The 19,838-nt window shown below is 62.7% G+C and carries 18 protein-coding genes; 8 read left to right on the top strand and 10 right to left on the bottom strand.

The features are described from left to right. Nucleotides 1–11: 11 nt before the first annotated feature. A complete protein-coding gene (locus ACIOTN_RS08755) occupies nucleotides 12–920 on the top strand; it encodes a carbohydrate kinase (protein ID WP_105656354.1) in 909 nt (302 codons plus the stop codon). A gap of 201 nt (nucleotides 921–1,121) precedes the next feature. Next, entirely contained in the window at nucleotides 1,122–1,895 is a 774-nt protein-coding gene (locus tag ACIOTN_RS08750) for an IclR family transcriptional regulator (protein WP_402735141.1), read from the top strand. Nucleotides 1,896–1,902: 7 nt separating this feature from the next. Here the strand turns inward: ACIOTN_RS08750 and ACIOTN_RS08745 are convergent, their stop codons facing one another. From ACIOTN_RS08745 to ACIOTN_RS08715, 7 genes are all read right to left on the bottom strand, one after another. After that, nucleotides 1,903–2,934: a sugar phosphate isomerase/epimerase family protein gene (locus ACIOTN_RS08745; protein ID WP_402735140.1), complete on the bottom strand. Its 1,032-nt coding sequence runs from the start codon at nucleotides 2,932–2,934 to the stop codon at nucleotides 1,903–1,905. Beyond that, a complete protein-coding gene (locus ACIOTN_RS08740; protein WP_402735139.1) occupies nucleotides 2,927–4,033 on the bottom strand; it encodes a Gfo/Idh/MocA family protein in 1,107 nt (368 codons plus the stop codon). Before ACIOTN_RS08740 ends, ACIOTN_RS08745 begins: the two co-directional genes overlap by 8 nt. Nucleotides 4,034–4,051: 18 nt before the next feature. Continuing rightward, nucleotides 4,052–4,891: a carbohydrate ABC transporter permease gene (locus ACIOTN_RS08735; RefSeq protein ID WP_105656351.1), complete on the bottom strand. Its 840-nt coding sequence runs from the start codon at nucleotides 4,889–4,891 to the stop codon at nucleotides 4,052–4,054. Further along, nucleotides 4,884–5,876: a carbohydrate ABC transporter permease gene (locus tag ACIOTN_RS08730; protein WP_402735138.1), complete on the bottom strand. Its 993-nt coding sequence runs from the start codon at nucleotides 5,874–5,876 to the stop codon at nucleotides 4,884–4,886. Before ACIOTN_RS08730 ends, ACIOTN_RS08735 begins: the two co-directional genes overlap by 8 nt. A 95-nt stretch (nucleotides 5,877–5,971) precedes the next feature. Beyond that, nucleotides 5,972–7,324, bottom strand: a complete 1,353-nt coding sequence (locus tag ACIOTN_RS08725) for an ABC transporter substrate-binding protein (RefSeq protein WP_133833997.1) — start codon at nucleotides 7,322–7,324, stop codon at nucleotides 5,972–5,974. A gap of 46 nt (nucleotides 7,325–7,370) precedes the next feature. Continuing rightward, nucleotides 7,371–8,483, bottom strand: coding sequence for a Gfo/Idh/MocA family protein (locus ACIOTN_RS08720; RefSeq protein WP_402735137.1), 1,113 nt, complete (start codon nucleotides 8,481–8,483; stop codon nucleotides 7,371–7,373). 5 nt (nucleotides 8,484–8,488) lie between these two features. Continuing rightward, complete coding sequence (locus ACIOTN_RS08715) at nucleotides 8,489–9,229, bottom strand: sugar phosphate isomerase/epimerase (protein WP_133833999.1); 741 nt, start codon at nucleotides 9,227–9,229, stop codon at nucleotides 8,489–8,491. Between the two features lie 185 nt (nucleotides 9,230–9,414). On the opposite strand from ACIOTN_RS08715, the gene ACIOTN_RS08710 reads away from it, so the two are divergent. Continuing rightward, a complete protein-coding gene (locus tag ACIOTN_RS08710; protein ID WP_388023041.1) occupies nucleotides 9,415–10,602 on the top strand; it encodes an ROK family protein in 1,188 nt (395 codons plus the stop codon). Nucleotides 10,603–10,732: 130 nt separating this feature from the next. Next, entirely contained in the window at nucleotides 10,733–12,409 is a 1,677-nt protein-coding gene (hutU, locus tag ACIOTN_RS08705; RefSeq protein WP_105661944.1) for a urocanate hydratase, read from the top strand. Between the two features lie 78 nt (nucleotides 12,410–12,487). On the opposite strand, the gene ACIOTN_RS08700 is transcribed toward hutU, so the two are convergent. Continuing rightward, a complete protein-coding gene (locus ACIOTN_RS08700; RefSeq protein ID WP_133834001.1) occupies nucleotides 12,488–12,997 on the bottom strand; it encodes a Dps family protein in 510 nt (169 codons plus the stop codon). Nucleotides 12,998–13,376: 379 nt separating this feature from the next. Between ACIOTN_RS08700 and ACIOTN_RS08695 the strand changes: the two genes are divergently transcribed. The 4 genes from ACIOTN_RS08695 to panD all read left to right on the top strand — a co-directional run bounded on the left by ACIOTN_RS08695 (nucleotide 13,377) and on the right by panD (nucleotide 16,885). After that, nucleotides 13,377–13,790, top strand: coding sequence for a hypothetical protein (locus ACIOTN_RS08695; protein ID WP_133834002.1), 414 nt, complete (start codon nucleotides 13,377–13,379; stop codon nucleotides 13,788–13,790). 203 nt (nucleotides 13,791–13,993) lie between these two features. After that, on the top strand, nucleotides 13,994–14,641 hold the full coding sequence (locus ACIOTN_RS08690; protein ID WP_402735136.1) for a hypothetical protein: 648 nt from the start codon (nucleotides 13,994–13,996) through the stop codon (nucleotides 14,639–14,641). A gap of 169 nt (nucleotides 14,642–14,810) precedes the next feature. Then, nucleotides 14,811–16,352, top strand: coding sequence for a histidine ammonia-lyase (gene hutH, locus ACIOTN_RS08685; protein ID WP_133834003.1), 1,542 nt, complete (start codon nucleotides 14,811–14,813; stop codon nucleotides 16,350–16,352). 110 nt (nucleotides 16,353–16,462) lie between these two features. Next, nucleotides 16,463–16,885: an aspartate 1-decarboxylase gene (gene panD / locus ACIOTN_RS08680; RefSeq protein ID WP_332487588.1), complete on the top strand. Its 423-nt coding sequence runs from the start codon at nucleotides 16,463–16,465 to the stop codon at nucleotides 16,883–16,885. Nucleotides 16,886–16,892: 7 nt separating this feature from the next. Here the strand turns inward: panD and ACIOTN_RS08675 are convergent, their stop codons facing one another. Together ACIOTN_RS08675 and ACIOTN_RS08670 are read right to left on the bottom strand one after the other, a co-directional pair. Further along, on the bottom strand, nucleotides 16,893–19,349 hold the full coding sequence (locus ACIOTN_RS08675; protein ID WP_402735135.1) for an ABC transporter: 2,457 nt from the start codon (nucleotides 19,347–19,349) through the stop codon (nucleotides 16,893–16,895). A gap of 53 nt (nucleotides 19,350–19,402) precedes the next feature. Then, entirely contained in the window at nucleotides 19,403–19,783 is a 381-nt protein-coding gene (locus ACIOTN_RS08670; RefSeq protein WP_402735134.1) for a hypothetical protein, read from the bottom strand. Nucleotides 19,784–19,838 lie beyond the last annotated feature (55 nt).

The raw sequence follows: 19,838 nt of genomic DNA, 5'->3' as shown, positions 1-19,838 counted from the left end.
GGATCGATGTCATGGTTAATATTCAGGTTGCCGGTGAAGCCCTAGTCGATATCGTCGATGGTGTGGCGCATCCCGGCGGTTCCCCGATGAATGTTGCTGTTGGACTGGGCCGATTGGGCCACGAAGTCCTGCTCCAGACGGACATCGGCGATGACGAGCATGGCCGGCTGATCGCCGAACATGTGGCGGCCTCAGGCGTTCAGCTCGCAGCCGGATCACACACCGATGCGCAGACTTCCAGCGCCACCGTCGTGCTGGACGAGTCCGGAGATGCCAACTACGAGTTCCAGCTGAACTGCAAATTGCAGAGCATGGCTTCGACCCAAGCCACCTTGTTCCATTCAGGATCCGTTGCAGCGTTCCAGGGTCCGAGTGCCGCTCGAATCCATGAGGCTTTCGAGGCTTCCCCACCGGGCCAGATCCTGAGCTTCGATCCGAACCTGCGTCCGGAGCTGGTCGAGGACCGGGCAGAATCGGTCAAGCAGATCGAGAAGCTGGCCGGGCTGGCGGATATCGTCAAGCTTAGTGACGAAGACGCCCTGTGGCTCTATCCGGGATGGGACACCAATCGCATCCTGGAGCACTTCTTGGAGCGCGGGGCATCGCTAGCGATCATCACCTTCGGCGCACGCGGAGCCGAGGCCCGGACCAGGCAAAGCGAGGTCATGGTTCCCTCGATTTCGGTGCGTACCGTAGATACGGTCGGCGCCGGTGATGCGTTCATGGCCGGGCTGCTCCACGCCATCTTGGACAGCTCGCTGGCCAAGTCCCTTCGCGATGGCACGCAGCTGGACAGCGTCGAGCTGGAGAAGGTCATGCAGATCGCTTCGGTGTGCGCGGGAATCACCGTGTCGCGCGCCGGGGCGAATCCTCCAACCCTTGACGAGCTGAATCATTTCCTCAGTTCCACGACGCGCTAGACCTTTCATTTCTGGCCGATAGTCGCTGGGATCTCCGCCTGGAATGGCGCTGATCCCAGCGACTATTTATTTCATTCGTTGTGGGTGACTAGCATTATCCGCCGGCAGCCAGCCCAGCAGCCTGGACTATCGAAGGAAACCGCTGACCAGGTTGCTAGAGTTCCTTGCAGAGCACTATGCACGATTCATTGAGGAGGCCCCATGGGCAGCAAGGTTCCAGCGGCCGATAACACCTTGCGGATCCTCAGGTTGCTGGCCAGCAGGAAGACCCCGACTCCGGCGGCAATGATAGCCACGTTGCTGGAGCTTCCTCGATCCAGTGTCTACCAGCTGCTGAACGTGATGCTGGAGCACGGATTCATCACCCACTATCCAGAGGACAAATCCTATGGTCTGGGTGTCTCCGCTTTTGAGCTTTCCAGCGCCTATACCCGCCAGGAACCGCTGGCACGGCTGGGTGCCCCGCTGATTGCCCAGCTGGTCGACAAGGTCGGGGAAAGCGCCCACCTGGCCGTGCTGCATGGTTCCGATGTTCTCTACATTGTCGAAGAACGCGCCAAGGGCCGGCCATCCTTGGTCACCGACGTGGGTGTTCGCCTGCCTTCGCACCTGACCGCATCCGGCAGGGCAATTCTCGCCGCGCTGCCCAAATCCCAGGTGCGTGCGCTCTACCCCGGTGCTGCCAGCTTCACGGAGCGAGTGGCCGAGTCATCGATCTCCAGCTACTCGCAGTTGCGCCGCGAGCTGGACCAGAGCACGCAGCGCGGCTATGCCGTAGAGCGCGGGGATGTCACCCCGGATTTCCACTCGCTCGCGGTAGAAATCCGGGATTCCAGCGATTGGCCGGTGGCCGCCGTTGCTGTCACCTTCCTGGCCGATCGTGTCCCCGAAGAGCAGTGGGAGACTCTCCTGCTGCAGATCCGCGCCACCGCTTCGGTGATTACCTCGCGGGTGCAGGGCAAGCGTCAGTCCTAGCCAGGGGCTACTGGTTCGAGAATGCCGCGTCGAAGGACGCTTCGGGGCGCTTGAACAGGAGGCTGCGGATGTAGCCCACAGCTTCCTTCGCACCGTGCAAGCGGTCCATTCCCGCGTCTTCCCATTCAATGGAGATGGGGCCCTTGTACCCGTGGAAGTCCAGTGCGCGGAAGGCATCTTCCCAGTTGATGTCTCCGTGGCCGGTGGAGACGAAGTCCCAGCGCCGGCGGGGATCGCCCCACGGGAGATGGGAACCCAGGATGCCATTGCGCCCGTTGGGATGATGCATCCGGGTGTCCTTGCAATCCACGTGGTAGATGCGGTCGGCGAAGTCGGTGATGAATGCGACCGGGTCGATGCCCTGCCAGAACATATGGCTTGGATCCCAGTTCAGCCCGAACGCTTCGCGGTGGCCGATTGCTTCCATGGTGCGCACGGTGGTCCAGTGATCGTAGGCGATCTCGGATGGGTGCACCTCCAGCGCGAACTTCACCCCCTGCTCATCGAATTCGTCCATGATCGGATTCCAGCGATCCGCGAAGTCCTCGTAGCCTGCATCGATGACCTCGCCCGGAACCGGCGGGAACATCGCGACGTACTGCCAAATCCTCGAGCCGGTAAAGCCAACCACTACATCGGCACCGAGCTTGCGGGCGACGCGGGCCGAGCGCTTCATGTCCTCGGCGGCCCGCCGGCGGACGCCTTCCCCATCCCCATCGCCCCAGACATAGTCGCGCAGGATGGCCTGGTGGCGGAAGTCGATGGGATCATCGCAGACAGCCTGGCCGCCCAGGTGGTTGGAGATCGCCCAGGCTTTCAGCCCGTATTTGTCCAGGATTTCCAGCCGCGACTGGAGGTAGGCCGGATCCTCGTCGGCACGCTTGAGGTCCAGGTGGTCACCGCTGGCTGCGATTTCCAATCCGTCATAACCCCATTCTGAAGCCAGCCGGGCGACTTCTTCGAAGGGCATATCAGCCCACTGGCCGCTGAATAGCGTCACTGGATGCGTCGCGTTCATGGTGGTTTCTCCTCTAGTCATCGGTGTCGATCCAGTCCCCGGAATCAGCCGATTCCAGAACGGCATCGGTCAAACGGCAGGCGCGGGCGCCATCGGCAAAAGTTGGAAGCCCTTCGGGTGCTTCGCGACGGATCGCCGCGTAGGTGTCGGCCACGAAAGCGGCGAAAGCATCAAGGTAGCCCATCGGGTGTCCTGCAGGTACCACCGACAAGCGTGCGGCATCGGGACTGAGATCAGCGGCCTGGCGGGACAGGATCGAGGACATGTCGGGTTTGCCGATCCACAGTTCTTCCGGCTTTTCCTGCTTGAATTCCAGCGCCGACCGGTCTCCGGACAACTCGATGGTCAAGGCGTTTTTCCGGCCGGCGTTGACCTGTGACACCATCAGCGTGCCGATGGCTCCCGAAGCCATCTGCACAATCAAGGCGGCAGCATCCTCGGTATCGACGTCCACGGCGCCCCGCTGCTTATGGGCAATGGAGGTGGCCGCGTTCAGCCGAACGATCCGCTCCCCCGCAATGAATTCCAGCAGATCCACCAGATGCGAACCGATGTCCGCGAAGGCCCGCGAAGGTCCGCCTTTGGCCGGTTCTACCCGCCAGTTGCTGTCGCTGACCGTATGCATCCAGTCTTGCAGGTACTGGCCACGCACGGTCAGCAGCCGGCCAAGTTTCCCTTCCTGCACGTGGGCCCGGGCCTGCCGCACCATGGGGTGGTAGCGGTAGACGAACGGCACCGAAGCCACGGCTCGGGAACGCGATGCCAGCAAGGCCAGCTCGCCGGCTTCCCGGGCGCTGGTCGCCAGCGGCTTCTCGCAAACAACGGACAAGCCAGCTGCCAGTGCGGAGGCTGCCTGCTCGGCATGCAACGCATTGGGCGAGGTGACATGCACGGCGTCGCATTGGGCGAGCAGCGCTTCGACGCTGCCGAAACCGGGCACGCCCAGGGCGGCTGACGCTTGGCGGGTGGATTGCTCGCCGTTGGACCGCACCCCGATGAGCTGGGCGCCTGCCCGGCGGATCGCATCGGCGTGGGTCCGGGCCATGAAGCCGCCGCCGATGACGCCGACCTTCAGTTCCTGCATGGCCGGTGCAGCCTGCTGGCTGTTCAACTGGGACATGTAATTCCTTGTCTTTTCTTACTTGACCGCGCCGGAGGACAAGCCTGCGACCAGGTGCCGTTGCGCGAAGAGGAAACCGACCAGCACCGGAATCGATACCACCACCGAGGCGGCCATCATCTGGTTCCAGTACACATCGGTCTGCGAAGCGTAGGCCTGCAAGCCGATGGACAGCGTCCTGGTGTCCGAATTGGTGAGCACACTGGCGAAGAGCACTTCGCTCCAGGAAGTGATGAAACAGTAGACCGACACCGCGATGATCCCCGGGCGTGCTACCGGCAAGACCACCTTGAGCAGTGCGCCGAGCCGGCCAAGTCCATCGACCATGGCCGCCTCTTCCAGTTCCTTGGGCATGGCGGCAAAGAAGCCGGTGAGCATCCAGATGGAGAATGGCAGGGAGAACGTCATGTAGGTGACGATCAGCCCCAGGTAGGTTCCGTTCAGCTGCAGTCCCACGGCACGCTCCAGCTGGGTGAAGATCAAGAAGAGCGGCAGCAGGAACAGGATGCCGGGGAACATCTGGGTGGAGAGCACGATCAGCCGGAAGGACCGAGCCCCGCGGAAGTCGAAGCGCGAGAGCGCATAGGCGGCCAGGATCGCGATGGAAACCGAGAGGATGGTGGCGCTGATGGTCACGATCAACGAGTTGGCGAAGTACTTGCCCAGCGGCACCGTGGTCCAGATATCCAGGTACGGGGCCAGCGTGATTTCCGAGGGAATCCACTCGAAGGCGCCGCGCACATCCTTGAGGGGCTTGATGGAGGTCGTGAGCACCACGTAGAGCGGCAGCACGATGATCAGGGTGATGAAGGCCAGTCCGAAAACTCGCAGGATGCGGAAGCCGCGGGTCTCAATCATCGATGCTCTTTCCCTTCGGCATGACAAGTCGGATGTAGAACGCTGAGACGATCAGCAGGGCAATCAGCAGGACGACGCTCAAGGCGCCACCCACGCCGAAGTTCCAGTTGTTGAAGGACTGCTGGTAGATCAACGGGGAAATCAGGGTTGCTTCTTCCGGGGACACCGGGCCGAAGAGCAGGTAGGGGGTGTCGAACTGGTTGAACACCCACAGTCCCAGCATCAAAAGCAGCACCACGTTGGCGTGCTTGATCATTGGCAGGGTGATCCTGGTGAACTGCTTCCACAGGCTGGCTCCGTCCAGGGAAGCGGCTTCATAGACTTCGTTCGGGATGGATTGCAGGGCGGCCAGCAGCATCAGGAAAGCGAAAGGCCAGAATTGCCAGACGGCGACAACCACCATGACAAAGAAGGAATTCCCGCCCAATAGCCAGAACGGCCCTTCCTCCAGGATCCCGAGGTCTTCGACCAGGAAGCGGTTGACCATGCCATCGCGCTGGTTGAACATGAACGCCCAGGCGATGGTGGTGACGTAGCTTGGCAGTGCGTAGGGCACCAGGAACAGGGTGCGGAAGAATCCGTTGCTGCGGAATTTGGATGCCAGCAAGACCGCGGCGAAGATGCCAAGGCTCCAGGCGATTGCCACTACCAGGAAGGTGAACAGGAAGGTGCGCCCGAGGGCGTCGAAGAATTGGGAACCGATCGGACCGTTGGGGTCCAGCGCGGTGGTGAAGTTCTGCAGTCCCACGAACGGGGCCTTGACCCAGTTGGCAATGGAGAACTGGGTCAGCGAGAGGAAGGCGATCCATACGCCGAGCAGCATCGGGATGATGTGGATCAGCAGTTCCAGGAATGCTGCGGGAGCTGAGAGCGCATAGGGGAAGAACCGGTCGCGCTTGATTGAACTGCGCTTGATCGCCCTTGAAGCGTCGCGGGGCTTGAGCGGTTCGCTGATTCGAGGCGGTGTCTGGGCTGGCGCCGACATTCGGTCTCCTTTCATGAAAACGAATTTGGGTGCTGCTACTGGCCGCGGGGGCGCAAGGAGGTCCGCTCCCACGGCCAGTGCAACGTGTCGGGCCGCTAGCTAGCCGGCATCTGCTTCTGCGCGTCTTCCAATGCCTTGCGGACATCGGCCTCGGTGATTTTTTCGCCCTGGGCAATCCTGGCGAATTGCTTGGCGATGGCCTCGCCTACGAGGGATTCCATCTGCCCTTCGGTGGGGAACAGCGGCATCGGGGCAGCGTTATTGGCCAGGATCTCCTTCTTGGCCTGCTGCTCGGGGGTGTCGAAGGCCGGGTCGTCGAAAGCTTCGGTGACCGATGGCAGCGAGGTGTACTTGGCGTTCAGCTTCTTCTGCTCATCGACGCTGAGCAGGTGGTTCACGAATTCAAGGGCGGCATCCTTGTTATCCGAGTTCTCGAAGACGCTCACGTTGATGCCGGCAACCAGCGACTGGGTGGCTTCCAGCCCGGTGGCATCGGCGTTCTTCAGCGGGATGGGCGCCATGGCGTAGTCCTCGAAGTCAGCGGCATTGAAGGACTTGCCCGGGGCCTGGTCGAAGAACATGGCGGCGTTGCCGTCCATGATTTCCCCTGGCAGCACCGAACCGTCATTGATCTCGGCGTTGGACTTGGAGACAACGCCGTCCTCGCCCATCAGCTGGATCCAGTCGTTGACGCCGCTGACGACGCCATCATTGGTGAAGTCCGGCTTGCCGTCCGTGGTGTACAGCTCGCCGCCGTTCTGCATGCCCAGGATGAATGCGGAGTGGGCATTATTGGCGGTACGCTGTCCGGCCAAGGTGAAGCCGTACTGGTCGACCTTGCCGTCGTCGTCGGTATCCTTGGTCAGCTTCTTGGCGGTGGCCAAGAATTCATCCCAGGTCTTCGGAGCCTGCTTGATGCCGGCTTCCTCGAACATCTTGGTGTTGTAGTACAGGCCGTAGGCCATGGAATACAACGGCAGCGAGGTTGGGGCCTGGCCCTCGGCGCCGCCGGTGGCCAGGGCTGCCGGCACGAACTTCTCGGCTCCGCCTATGGCCTCCAGCGCCTCGCCTTCAAAGGGGACGAAGGCGCCGCTGGCCTGCAAGGTGGTGGCCCAGGTGTTGCCGATGTTCAGCACGTCCGGCCCTTCGCCGCTGGAGACGGCGGTGAGGATGCGGTTGTACAGGTCGGCCCAGGGGACGACTTCCAGCTCGACCTCGATGCCGGTTTCCTCGGTGAACCGCTTGATGGATTCGCCCAGGATCTCCTCGTCCTGGGTGACCGAGCTGCCCTGGTTCGAAGCCCAGTAGGTGATGGTCCCCCCGGCTTCTTCCGAGCCGGAGCCGGAAGCCGAGCCGGAACAGGCGGCCAGGCCGCTGAGCGACAACGCTGCGATGGAGGTGATCGCGGTGAAGCGCCCCAGCTTGCTCTTGAAATGTGGTGCAGACATGTTTATTCCTTTTCAGGTGCGGGTGATGTTGTCAAGGGGTGGTGCTTCAGGCAAGGATGCCGGGAGCCGAAGGATCCCAGGCCGGGTCCAGCAGCGCGATGGGCTCGACCGTCGAGGCCACGTCGATGAATGCTCCCGATTCCATTGCTTCCGCGGCGCAAACCATGATGTCCAGGACGTGGAACGCCAGTTCGCCGGGCACGCGTTCCTTGCGTCCCTCGCGGATGGCTTGGGCCAGTTCGGCAACGCCGGTGCCGCGCCCGTAGGTGGATCCTTGGGCGGTGACAACGCTCGGCTCCTGGTCCCCGAAGTGCAGGATGGTGTCTCCGGTGAATTCGTTCGGATCCGGCAGCTGCGCGGTGCCTTCCGTTCCGGAGATCTCCACGAACCCTGCACGCTTGAGCTTGGAGTCGAAGCTGAAGATGCACTGCGCACTGGCCCCGGATTCGAAGGAGAGCAGCGCTCCGACGTGGGTTGGGACCTCGACCGGGAAGCTGGTTCCGGCCTTGGGGCCTGCACCGATGACCCGCTGCGCGCGGGCCTGCGAACCCAGGGCGGCAACCTTGGCTACCGGGCCGAAGACCCGCACCAGGGTGGTCAGGTAGTAGGGCCCGAGGTCGAAGAGCGGTCCTGCGCCGTGGGCGAAGAGGAATTCCGGGCTGTGGTGCCAGGATTCCGGGCCGGGGCCCTGGAAGATGGCCAGGCCCGAAAGCGGGGTGCCGATGGCGCCTGCTTCAATCTGCCGCAGGCCGGTCTGCAGGCCCGCACCCAGGATGGTATCCGGGGCCACGGCGACGCGGACTCCTGCTGCCTTGGCGGCTTCGACCAGCTGCCGTCCGGATTCGCGGTCCAGCGCGTAGGGCTTCTCGCCCCAGACGTGCTTGCCGGCGGCCACCGCCTGCAGGGCTACCTCGACATGAACTGCCGGGATCGTCAGGTTCACGACGATCTGGATGTCTTCGCGGGCCAGCAATTCAGCATAGGTTCCCGAGGCTTCCACGGACCATTTGCGCGCTTGGCTTGCTGCGCGCTCGGTATCCAGGTCGGCGATGAACCGCACGGCGAGGTCCGGGAATGCGGTGAGGTTCTCCAGGTACTGGTCGCTGATGGTGCCGGCTCCGACAATGCCCACGCCCATGGGCTGATTCTGGAATTCCATAGTCCCTAGTTCTTTTCTGCTACGAGGTAGGCGCGGCTTTCGGACACGGCCTGGAAGATGTCGCCTGCGAAGTCATCGAGTTCCACTACATGCAGCATGCCGCTGGTGGCGTCGATGATCTGGTCGATCGGCATGGATCCGCTGCCCACCGGCACCTGTTCCTTGTGGTTCTTGGACTTCGGTCCGTCCTTGATGTGCAGGGCCACGACGCGGGGAGCCAGCGCTTCAAGCAGCTGGAGCACATCGGCGCCGCCCACGGCAACCCAGTAGGTGTCCACTTCCAGGACGACTTCCGGGTCCAGCAGGCTAGCCAGGTATTCCAGGGCCGTCTTGGAATTGATCTTGCTGGAGATCTCCCAGTCGTGGTTGTGGTAACCGACCCTGATGCCGTATTCGGCCCCGCGCCGGGAGGCGGCGTTGAGCTTCTGCGCGATGGCACCGATGGACTCGGCATCCTGCCACTGCTCCGCCGGGATGAACGGATCGATGACGGTGCTGATGCCGAGTTTGCCGGCCGCGGCGAAGACCTCGTCGTAGTCCGAGGAGAGCAGCGGTGCGTGCGCCGTTGGCGCGCTGAGTTCGTTCTCGGCCAGCGCCTGTGCATACTCGTCAGCGCGGGCCACGAAGTTGTACGGCTCGACTTGCGTGTAGCCGATGCCAGCTACGCGTTCGAGCGTCGCGGCCAGGTTCTCTGCGATGTGCTCGCGCAGCGTGTACAGCTGGATTGATAGGTCGTGGGCAGGCAAAGGCGTCTCCTGAAAGAAGTGGTGGGTGCGATCCAGATGCTCATGACTTGCATCACACCTTGAGACTAGTTTTACTTTTGTCGATAGTCAATAGAAGTATGTCGACATTCTCATAAAGTGTTTCGGCTTCGCGTCCATTGCTGTGTTTTACTGGGTTCATGGCCAATCCTTCGAGCCCCCAAAGCATGCAATTCGCCCGCGGCGCCAGTGGGGCAGGCGACGTCTTGCAACTGTTCATGGACGGTGCCGCGCACAGCCGCACGGACCTTGCCGCCCTGACCGGCATGGCTCGCTCCACCCTGCAAGAGCGCCTCGACGTGCTCATCCAGCTGGGCCTGGTTGGCACCATCGCGGATGGCGCGTCCACCGGAGGCCGCCCTCCCCAGCGGCTTGCCCTGCTCCCCGATGCCCGCCTGGTGCTGGCCGTCGATCTGGGAGCCAGCCACCTGCGCGTTGCGCTGACCGATCTGGCCCCCACTCCCCTAGTGCAATCCCAGGCTCCCATTTCGTTCGCCGACGGCCCGGTGGCGATCTTGCAGACCGCGATGGATCTGGCCGATGGCTTGCTCGATTCGCTGGGCCGCACCCGTGACGATGTCATTGCCATAGGCATGGGAGTGCCAGGGCCGGTGAATTTCGAGACCGGCCGTCCCGCCAATCCGCCCATCATGCCCGGATGGGACGACTTCGACATCCCCGCTTGGTTCCAGCAGCAGCTGGACGCCTTGGTAGTCGTGGACAATGACGTCAACCTCATGGCCATTGGCGAGAAGGACCAGCTGGAGACCGGCAGCGAGGACTTCATTTTCGTCAAGCTGGCCACCGGCATCGGCTCGGGCATCATTTCCGGAGGACTGCTGCAACGCGGAGCGCAGGGCACAGCCGGCGATATCGGGCACGTGCGCATCCGCCGCGGCGATGGCATCTACTGCCATTGCGGCAATGAAGGCTGCCTGGAAGCCGTAGCCGCCGGACCCAAAATTGCCACCGCGTTGCGGGCGCAGGGCATCGAAGCGCACAGCAACACCGATGTGGTCGCCCTGGTGAACTCGGGGAACATCCAAGCGATCCATGCAGTGCGCCAAGCCGGCCGCGACTTGGGCGAGGTATTGGCTGCCAGCGTGAGCTTGCTGAACCCGTCGCTGATCGTGGTCGGAGGTCGGATCTCCGCCGCCGGAGAGCACCTGCTGGCAGGCATCCGCGAGGTGGTCTACCAGCGCGGAGCGCCGCTGTCCACCCAGCACCTGCAGATCCGCACCTCGCGCAGCTGGGAAGTTGGAGCCCTGCGCGGAGCCAGCATGATCGCCATCAGCCAAGCCCTGAGCCCGGAGGCCATCGAACGCAGCGCGCTGGCGCTGATCCCCGCCACCTAGGAGCTGGAGGCAACCGGAAATTCCTCCGATTCTGAAATACCGGACAGCTCTGCCCATTCTCCGGTACCCAAGCCATGGCCGATAGCCAATGATGGAATCAGTTAGCTACGTTACATCGTAAGGAATTGCCATGAGCCACGAACCACGTGTTGTCCGCGCCCCGCGCGGTACCGAACTGACCGCCAAGTCCTGGGCCACCGAAGCCCCATTGCGCATGCTGATGAACAACTTGGATCCGGAAGTTGCCGAACGCCCCGAGGATCTCGTGGTCTACGGCGGCACCGGCAAGGCAGCCCGCTCATGGGAGGCATTCGACGCGATCGTCCAGACGCTCAAGGACCTGGAAGAGAACGAGACGCTGCTGGTGCAGTCCGGCAAGCCGGTCGGCGTCTTCAAGACCAACAAGTGGGCACCACGGGTGCTGATTGCCAACTCCAACCTCGTTGGCGACTGGGCCAATTGGGAGCACTTCCGCAAGCTCGAAGCCGAAGGCCTGATGATGTACGGCCAGATGACCGCCGGTTCGTGGATCTACATCGGCACCCAGGGCATCTTGCAGGGCACCTACGAAACCTTCGCCGCGATCGCCGAGAAGCGCTTCAAGGGCTCGCTGGCCGGAACCCTGACCTTGACCGGTGGCTGCGGCGGCATGGGCGGCGCCCAGCCGCTGGCCGTGACCCTCAACGGCGGTGCCGTGCTGATCGTTGACGTGGATGAAACCCGACTGCGCCGCCGTGCCTCCAAGCGCTACCTCGATGAGGTCGAGCTGGATCTGGACAAGGCGCTGGGCAAAGTCCTGGCAGCCAAGTCCGAAGGCCGCCCGCTGTCGGTGGGCTACGTCGGCAACGCCGCCGAGGTCTTCCCGGCGCTGCTCAAGCGCCACGAAGCTGGAGAATTCTCCTTCGACATCGTCACCGACCAGACCAGTGCCCACGATCCGCTCAGCTACCTGCCGGTGGAATACACCATGGACCAATGGCACGCCGAAGCCGAAGCCGATCCGGCCGGCTTCACCAAGAAAGCCCAGGCCGCCATGGCCGCGCAGGTCGAGGCGATGGTGGGATTCCAGGACGCCGGCGCGGAGGTCTTCGACTACGGCAACTCGATCCGCGACGAGGCACGCAAGGGCGGTTTCACCCGCGCCTTCGAATTCCCGGGCTTCGTCCCGGCCTACATCCGTCCGCTGTTCTGCGAAGGCCTGGGCCCGTTCCGCTGGGTAGCGCTGTCCGGGGATCCCGAGGACATCAAGGTCACCGACCAGGCGCTGAAGGACCTGTTCCCGGAAAACCAGCACCTGCATCGCTGGCTGGATGCCGCACAGAAGCACGTGGAGTTCGAGGGCCTGCCGGCGCGCATCTGCTGGCTGGGCTACGGCGAGCGCCACAAGGCCGGCTTGCTGTTCAACCAGCTGGTCGCCGAAGGCAAGGTCTCTGCACCTATCGTGATCGGCCGCGACCATCTGGATTCGGGTTCGGTAGCTTCGCCGTACCGCGAGACCGAGGCCATGAAGGATGGCACCGATGCCGTGGCCGACTGGCCGCTGCTGAACGCCTTGACCGCAACCAGTTCGGGTGCCACCTGGGTTTCGATCCACCATGGCGGTGGCGTGGGCATGGGCCGTTCCATCCACGCCGGCCAGGTCTCCTTGGCTGACGGCAGCGAAATGGCCGCCGCGAAGCTGGAGGCACTGCTGACCAATGACCCGGGCATGGGCGTCATCCGCCACGTCGATGCCGGATACGAACGCGCCGCCGAAGTTGCCGCTGAGCGCGGCGTGCGCATCCCGATGGCCGCACAGGAGAAGTAGGACGCGCACATAGCCTGAGGCACCACTGTTTGTGGTGCCTCAGGCTATTTATTCAATTCCAGGACCGCGCGGCCCGGTTTACGGCTTGCGGGTTTCCGCGCTGATAAACCAGGCTTGCTGCTCCAGATCCGCAATGTACTGGTGCAGGATATCGGCGGTGGTCGGATCCGCTTCATCCACCGGGTCATGGACCTCTCGCATGACTCCCACAGTGGTCTGCAGTGCCTTGACTACCATGTCCACTGCATTGGTGGTCAGGATTTCGGTATTCACGGGTTGTTCCAGCTTCGTGTACTTCGTGACCGTTGCTGCCAGCCCGTCCGGAGTGGCATGCAAAGCTCGCATCCGCTCGGCGATTTCATCCGAGCCGCGGCGCGCGATATCAACGATTTCGTCGAGGTTCTGGTGCAGGTCGCGGAAGTTGGGACCAACGACGTTCCAGTGGATTTGCTTGCCCACCAATTGCAGGTCCAGCAGCTGGATCAGCACGGTCTGCAAGGACTCGCGCAGCACTTCCGGAGCCACGAACCCGTTTTCTGCGTTTTCGCGATCAGTTTTCTTTGCTGGAGTCTTCTTCGAATTAGCCAATGCTTCTCCTTACGTTGTCATGGACGCTTGGGGCAAGACCTTTCTCGGTGTCCCAGTCTGGACACTATCGATTTACCGGGCAGATTCCGACCGGATGGACAATTCTTTCGGAGAACGTTCAGCTTTCTCTTCGCGCCTGTTGAGCAATTCCAGAAGCCGCCATGGCAGCTGCGGAAAATCCTCCTTGTCCCTCGGGTTCCCGGGAATGGCGATTCCTTTAGCACGCAGTAGTGAATATTGGCCGAAGTCTCTGAACACCATGGGTATTGGCTTAACTGCGGGTTTCCAGCGGCTCTGAGCTTCCCCGAAATCCTTGAACCGGGCTTTTTCTACGCATAGCGTAGGGCAAGTCAGGAACCACCGACCCACGGAGGACAGCATGTCTGAGCAGGATGCAAACGAGCAGTTCGGGAACTTCGACAACAACGAATCTGAAGGCTTCGAAAGCCAGTCCAATTCAGATTTCGGATCAAATGACAATGGCGGATTCGAAAGCCAGCAGTCAGAACAGCAGTCCTATGGCGGTGGCGAAAGCCAGCAGTCCTACGGCAATGACAGCCAGTCGGAACAGCAGTCCTACGGTGGCGGCGAAAGCCAGCAGTCAGAACAGCAGTCCTACGGCAGCGACAGCCAGTCCGGACAGCAGTCGGAGCAGCAGTCCTACGGCGATAGCAACGAATCCGGTGAGGAATCGTTTGGCGGCGAAAGCCAGTCCGGACAGCAGTCCGATGGCCAATCGTATGGAAACGATGAAAGCCAGTTTGGTTCCGAAGAGCGGAATGAAGGATTCTAGGTACCAAATAGCCCGGTAGGTTCGCCTGCCGGCTCAAATCGTGCCCCTTCTCCCCCTGGGCACTAGTAATCGCTTCACTGCTTGCACTGGGCAAGCGGTGAAGCGATTACTTTTGCCCCGCACGGAATCGTCAGCAAATTGCATGGTTGCGTGCTCCCGGGGCACGAGAACTCATTCGTTCCTGAGCCGTTCGCGTTGGTCATTTGTCGTCATTCAACGCAGAATGTATCTATACCGCGTGTCCAAATGCGCTGGCCGGTTCGATTGACAGGATGGTTATGTTCTCGAAAATTACCAAACGCCTCGCTGGGCCGCTGGCGGTTGGAATCCTTGCAGTCGCACTGGCAGGTTGCGTGAGCATCCAACCCTCCAGCGAAGAGACAAGCGCACCAGCAGAAGAAAGCATGGCACCGGAGAACGCCGGGCCTATCGAAGGCAGCGTCACCCCAAGCTCCAAAGCCCCAGAAGGCGCTTCTACTGGTACTCCCAATGTTCCGAAGGCACCTGCGGACAGCACCTTCCAGTCCGTCTATGATTTCCTCGATGCGCAAGCGACCGAAATCAGGTGCACGGGCGGCATGGATATCTCTGAAATGGGTCAAATGCTGAAGCTCATCGGCGATTGCCAGAACGTCACCGTCTCTGGTTCCGGAAACATGATCGTCGCTCCGCACATCAAGAATCTTGAGCTGGACGGCAGCGGTAATATCGCAGCGGTCAAGAACATCAAGCACGTAACCTTTAGCGGCATCGGCAATTCTGCCGCATCCCTTAACGAGAACGCCAAGGTCACGGACAACGGCTCGTCCAACAAATTTGGCGAGGAAGCCTTCGAAGGCATCACCTTCTGAAACCGGAACCCCTGAACGGGCCTCCAATTGGAGGTCCGTTCTTTTCTCCCTCCAGGGCACTGTCTGGCATTTCGGACAGATGACCCGAATATCAGTGCCGTGCAAACTCGTTCTGCCGAACAATGGAGATTAGAGACCTCATTGCAGCGTAGAGAACGGATTGAAAATCATGGCTACTTCCCCGCACGTAACCCTGGACCTAGCTGGCGCCACCGCCGATGACGTGATTGCGGTAGCCCGGCACAACGCGCAGATTAGCCTCGCGCCTCAGGTTCTTGAAGAACTGGCAGCAGTCCGCGCACACATTGATGCCCTGGCTTCAGCCGACACCCCGGTCTATGGCATTTCCACCGGGTTCGGCGCCCTGGCAACGCGCCACATCGCTCCCGAGGACCGCGCTAAACTGCAGCGTTCGCTGATCCGCTCGCATGCAGCCGGCATGGGCGACCCAGTTGAGCGCGAAGTGGTGCGCGCGCTGATGTTCCTGCGCGCCAAGACCCTGGCCTCGGGCCGCACCGGCGTGCGCCCGGTAGTGCTGGAAACCATGGTTGGACTGCTTAATGCCGGCATCACCCCGGTGGTGCGTGAGTACGGTTCGCTGGGTTGCTCAGGAGACCTTGCTCCGCTCTCCCACTGCGCACTGGTCTTGATGGGCGAAGGCGAGGCCACTGACCGCGAAGGCGTGAAGCGCCCAGTGCCGGAGCTCTTTGCTGAAGCAGGACTGGAACCTGTCGAACTGGCGGAGAAGGAAGGCCTGGCGCTGGTCAACGGCACCGACGGCATGCTCGGCCAGCTGCTGATGGCACTGGCAGACCTGGAAGAGCTCGCAGACATTGCCGATGCCACCGCGGCCATGAGCGTCGAAGCCCAGCTGGGCACCGACCAGGTCTTCCGTGCTGAACTGCACGAACCGCTGCGCCCGCATCCGGGCCAGGGCCGCAGTGCTGCGAACATGTTCAGCTTCCTTTCGGGCTCCCCCATTGTCGCTTCGCACCGCGAAGGCGACGGCCGGGTGCAGGATGCCTACTCGCTGCGCTGCTCCCCGCAGGTTACCGGCGCAGTGCGCGACACCATCGCCCATGCCCGCCTGGTCGCCACCCGCGAATTGGCGGCAGCCATCGATAACCCTGTCGTGCTGCCATCGGGTGAAGTCACCTCCAACGGCAACTTCCACGGTGCTCCCGTGGCGTACGTCTTGGACTTCTTGGCCATTGCCGTAGCTGACCTGGGATCCATTGCAGAGCGCCGAACCGATCGCATGCTCGACCCGGCTCGTTCCCGCGATCTGCCAGCTTTCCTTGCCGATGACCCGGGCGTGGATTCGGGCATGATGATCGCCCAGTACACGCAGGCCGGACTGGTCGCGGAGAACAAGCGTTTGGCCGTACCGGCCAGCGTGGATTCCATCCCGTCATCAGCGATGCAGGAAGACCACGTTTCCTTGGGTTGGCACGCGGCGCGCAAATTGCGCACCTCGGTCGCCAACCTGCGCCGCATCCTGGCAATTGAAATGCTGATTGCCGGCCGAGCCCTGGATCTGCGCCAGCCATTGCAGCCTGGCCCGGCTACCGGCGCCGTATTGGAGCTGCTGCGCACCAAGGTCGCAGGTCCGGGCGAGGACCGTTTCCTCTCTGCGGAGCTGGAAGCTGCTTGCCAGTTGCTGGCCTCCGGGGAAGTGCACCGCGTGCTGGAAACCCATCTGCCAAAGTAGCCGTTCGCGGCCAACTGTGTGGGGTGCCGGACAATGCCCGGGCACCTGCGCGCAAGAGGCGTAAGCTTGGATACCGGGAAACCACTTACCTCGCGTGAAAGAATCGTCTAATGCAACGCACCATGTTCAAGTCCAAGATCCACCGGGCAACTGTCACCCAGGCAGACCTGCACTACGTAGGCTCGGTCACCGTTGACTCCGAGCTGCTCGAAGCCTCGGATATCCTGCCCGGCGAACTGGTCAGCATCGTAGACATCACCAACGGCGCCCGCCTGGAAACCTACACCATCGCCGGCGAGCCGGGCAGCGGGGTCATCGGCATCAATGGTGCGGCAGCGCATCTGGTGCACCCCGGCGACCTGGTCATCCTGATCAGCTATGCGCAGATGGAAGACGCCGAGGCTCGTGGCTATGTGCCGAGCGTGGTGCATGTGGATGCCGATAACAAGATCATCCACCTCGGCGATGATCCTGCCGAAGCGGTGGCCGACGGGGTGCAGACCCCGCCGCACGCACTGCTGAACAGCAACTAGTCCAGCTTCACAAGGCCAGCCGGCGCGCAAGGTATTGCGCGGTTCTGCTGGCCTTGTCTTGCGCCACCGCCGTTGGGGTCCCCTCGGCAACGATGCGCCCGCCGCCATCCCCGCCGGCCGGCCCCAAATCGATCACCCAGTCGCTTGCGGCAACCACATCCATCTGGTGTTCCACCACGATGACGGTGTTGTCCTGGTCGACCAGCTGCTGCAGCTGCGATACCAGCAGCTGCACGTCGGCAGGGTGCAGTCCGGTGGTGGGCTCATCGAGAAGATAGAGCGTGTGCCCGCGGCGCTGGCGCTGGAGTTCGGTGGCCAGCTTGATGCGCTGGGCTTCGCCGCCGGACATTTCGGTAGCTGGCTGGCCCAGCTGCAGATACCCCAGTCCGACTTCGCGCAGGGTCGCCAGGGCCCGTGCCGCGGAAGGGATTCCGGAGAGGAATTCTTCGGCTTGGCTGACGTCCAGTTCCAGGATCTGGGCAATGTTCTTGCCCTGGTATTCGACGTCCAGGGTCTGCTGGTTGTACCGGGTTCCGCGGCATTCGGGACATGGCCCGTAGGTCCCTGGCAAGAAGAGCAGCTCGATTTCCAGGTAGCCTTCGCCCTGGCAGTTCTCGCACCGCCCGCCGGCAACGTTGAAGGAGAAGCGTCCGGCACTGTAGCCGCGTTGCCTGGACAGCGGCAGCTCGGAGAAAGCCTTGCGGACCGCATCGAACAGGCCCGTGTAGGTTGCGACATTGGATCTGGGCGTGCGCCCGATGGGCTTCTGGTCCATCAGCACTACGCGGCTTAGCTGATCTGCGCCGGTGACCTCGGCGATCACCGCGCGATCCGCCGCCGCCTCCGGATCCTCCGGCCCGGCAAGCACCGGGCCGCCCGCAGCCTGGGCCAGGGCACCGCAGACCAGGCTGGACTTGCCCGATCCCGACACGCCGGTGACCGAACAGAAGACCCCCAGCGGGAACGCGGCGTCCACGTCGTCCAGGTTGTGCAGGTCCACCCCGCGCAGCTGCACCCATCCTTGGGCTTCGCGCGGCTCGCGGCGCGGCGCAGGCCCGGGATCGAGGAAGCGCCGGGTCACGGATTCCTCAATTCCGGACAGCCCGGAAACTTCTCCGCTGTAGAGCACCTGCCCGCCGTTGCTGCCCGCGCCCGGGCCGACATCGACAATCCATTGCGCACGGCTGACCACATCCATGTTGTGCTCCACCACGAACACCGAATTGCCTTCGGCCTTGAGTGCATCGAGCACCTCGATCAGCGGCTGCACATCGGCCGGGTGCAGCCCGGCAGATGGCTCATCGAGCACGTAGATGACGCCGAACAGTCCCGCGCGCAGCTGGGTGGCGATGCGCAGGCGCTGCATTTCCCCCGGCGACAGCGTCGGGGTGGCACGGTCCAGGCTCAGGTATCCCAGCCCGAGCTCGACCAGCACCTGGATTCGGCCCAGCAGGTCGGCGCTGATGATGCTCGCGACTTCGGCCTGCGCCTCTGCCTGGGCATCAGCCGCGAAGGGGCGCAAGAGCTCGGCCAGGGAGCTGAGCGGCTTGCCGTTGAATTCCGCGATATCCAGGCCGTCGAAGGTGACCTGTAGCGCATCGGGGCGCAATCCCGTCCCCGAGCACGCCGGGCAATCCTGCGAATGCATGAAAGCCAGCGCCTTGGACCGCAGGTTCTCGCTCTTCGAGGTCGCAACCGTGTGCCGGACGTAGCGTTCGGCACTCCAGAACCGGCCCTTGTACGGTTTGGCCACGCGATCCCGTTCCGGGGTGACTTCCACGACTGGCTGGTCTTCGGTGAACAGCAGCCACTTCCGTGTTTCCGCGGGCAGCTGCTGGAACGGAACGTCGATGTCGTAGCCCAGGTGCGTGGTGATGTCCCGCAGGTTCTTGCCCTGCCAGGCGCCGGGCCAAGCCGCAATCGCGCCGTCCCTGATGCTCAGGGAGGAATCCGGGACCAGCGATTCCTCGCTGACCGAATGCACCGTTCCCGCACCGTGGCATTGCGCGCAGGCGCCGGCCGCGGTGTTGGTGGAAAAGGCATCCGAATCCAGCCTCGCCGCACCCTGGGGGTAGGTTCCTGCGCGGGAGAACAGCATGCGCACGGAGTTGGACAGCGTAGTCAGGGTCCCGACGGTGGAACGGGAACTGGCAGCACCACGCCGTTGCTGCAGGGCCACGGCCGGTGGCAGCCCGGAGATGAATTCCACCTTGGGCGTGTGCCCCTGGGCAATCAGCCGCCGCGCGTAGGGAGCCACCGATTCCAGGAATCGGCGCTGGGATTCAGCGAAGATGGTTCCGAAGGCCAGGGAAGATTTCCCGGAACCGGAGACCCCGGTGAAGGCGACAATGGCATCGCGCGGAATGCGCACTTCGACATTGTCCAGGTTGTTCTCGTTGGCACCCCGCACATGGATGAATCCGTCATGGTCGGCAGGTGCCCGGAAGGATGCAAAGCTCTTCATCTTTCCCACACTATGCGCCTGCACGGGGCGAACTCAATTCGCACCTCGCGCGCTCACCCTTCGGATTGGCAGGCCGCGTCGGGGCATCCTTGCCAGGTCTTCGAGAAGTATCCAACGATATCGGTACCGTGTTCCCACGGGTAGATTTCATCGACCTTCCCGCGGATACGCATCGCCGCCTGCTCCACGGCCAGGTGGAAGAACCGGCAGACCTGTGAGTAGTGCCAGAGATCCGCAATCAGCTCGGCCAGCTGTCCATGGGCCAGCGGCCGGCCGGGTCCAAATCCTGCTGCCGCCATAGCCTGGAGCACGATCTCCTCCGTGAGTTCATGGCCTTTGCCGCAATCGCACCAGGCCAGGCCCTGGCTGGGCATCGACCACACATCAATGCTGCTCCCGGCGGCGCCATCAGGTTCCATCTGCTCCTCCATCATCGAATTCTGCTTGGCTCCCGAATGTACCGGCCGCGACCTACAGTTTGGCCCGGCG

Source organism: Glutamicibacter sp. NPDC087661 (assembly GCF_044743275.1).
GTDB lineage: Bacteria > Actinomycetota > Actinomycetes > Actinomycetales > Micrococcaceae > Glutamicibacter.
This window is presented reverse-complemented; position numbering and strand designations above follow the sequence as displayed.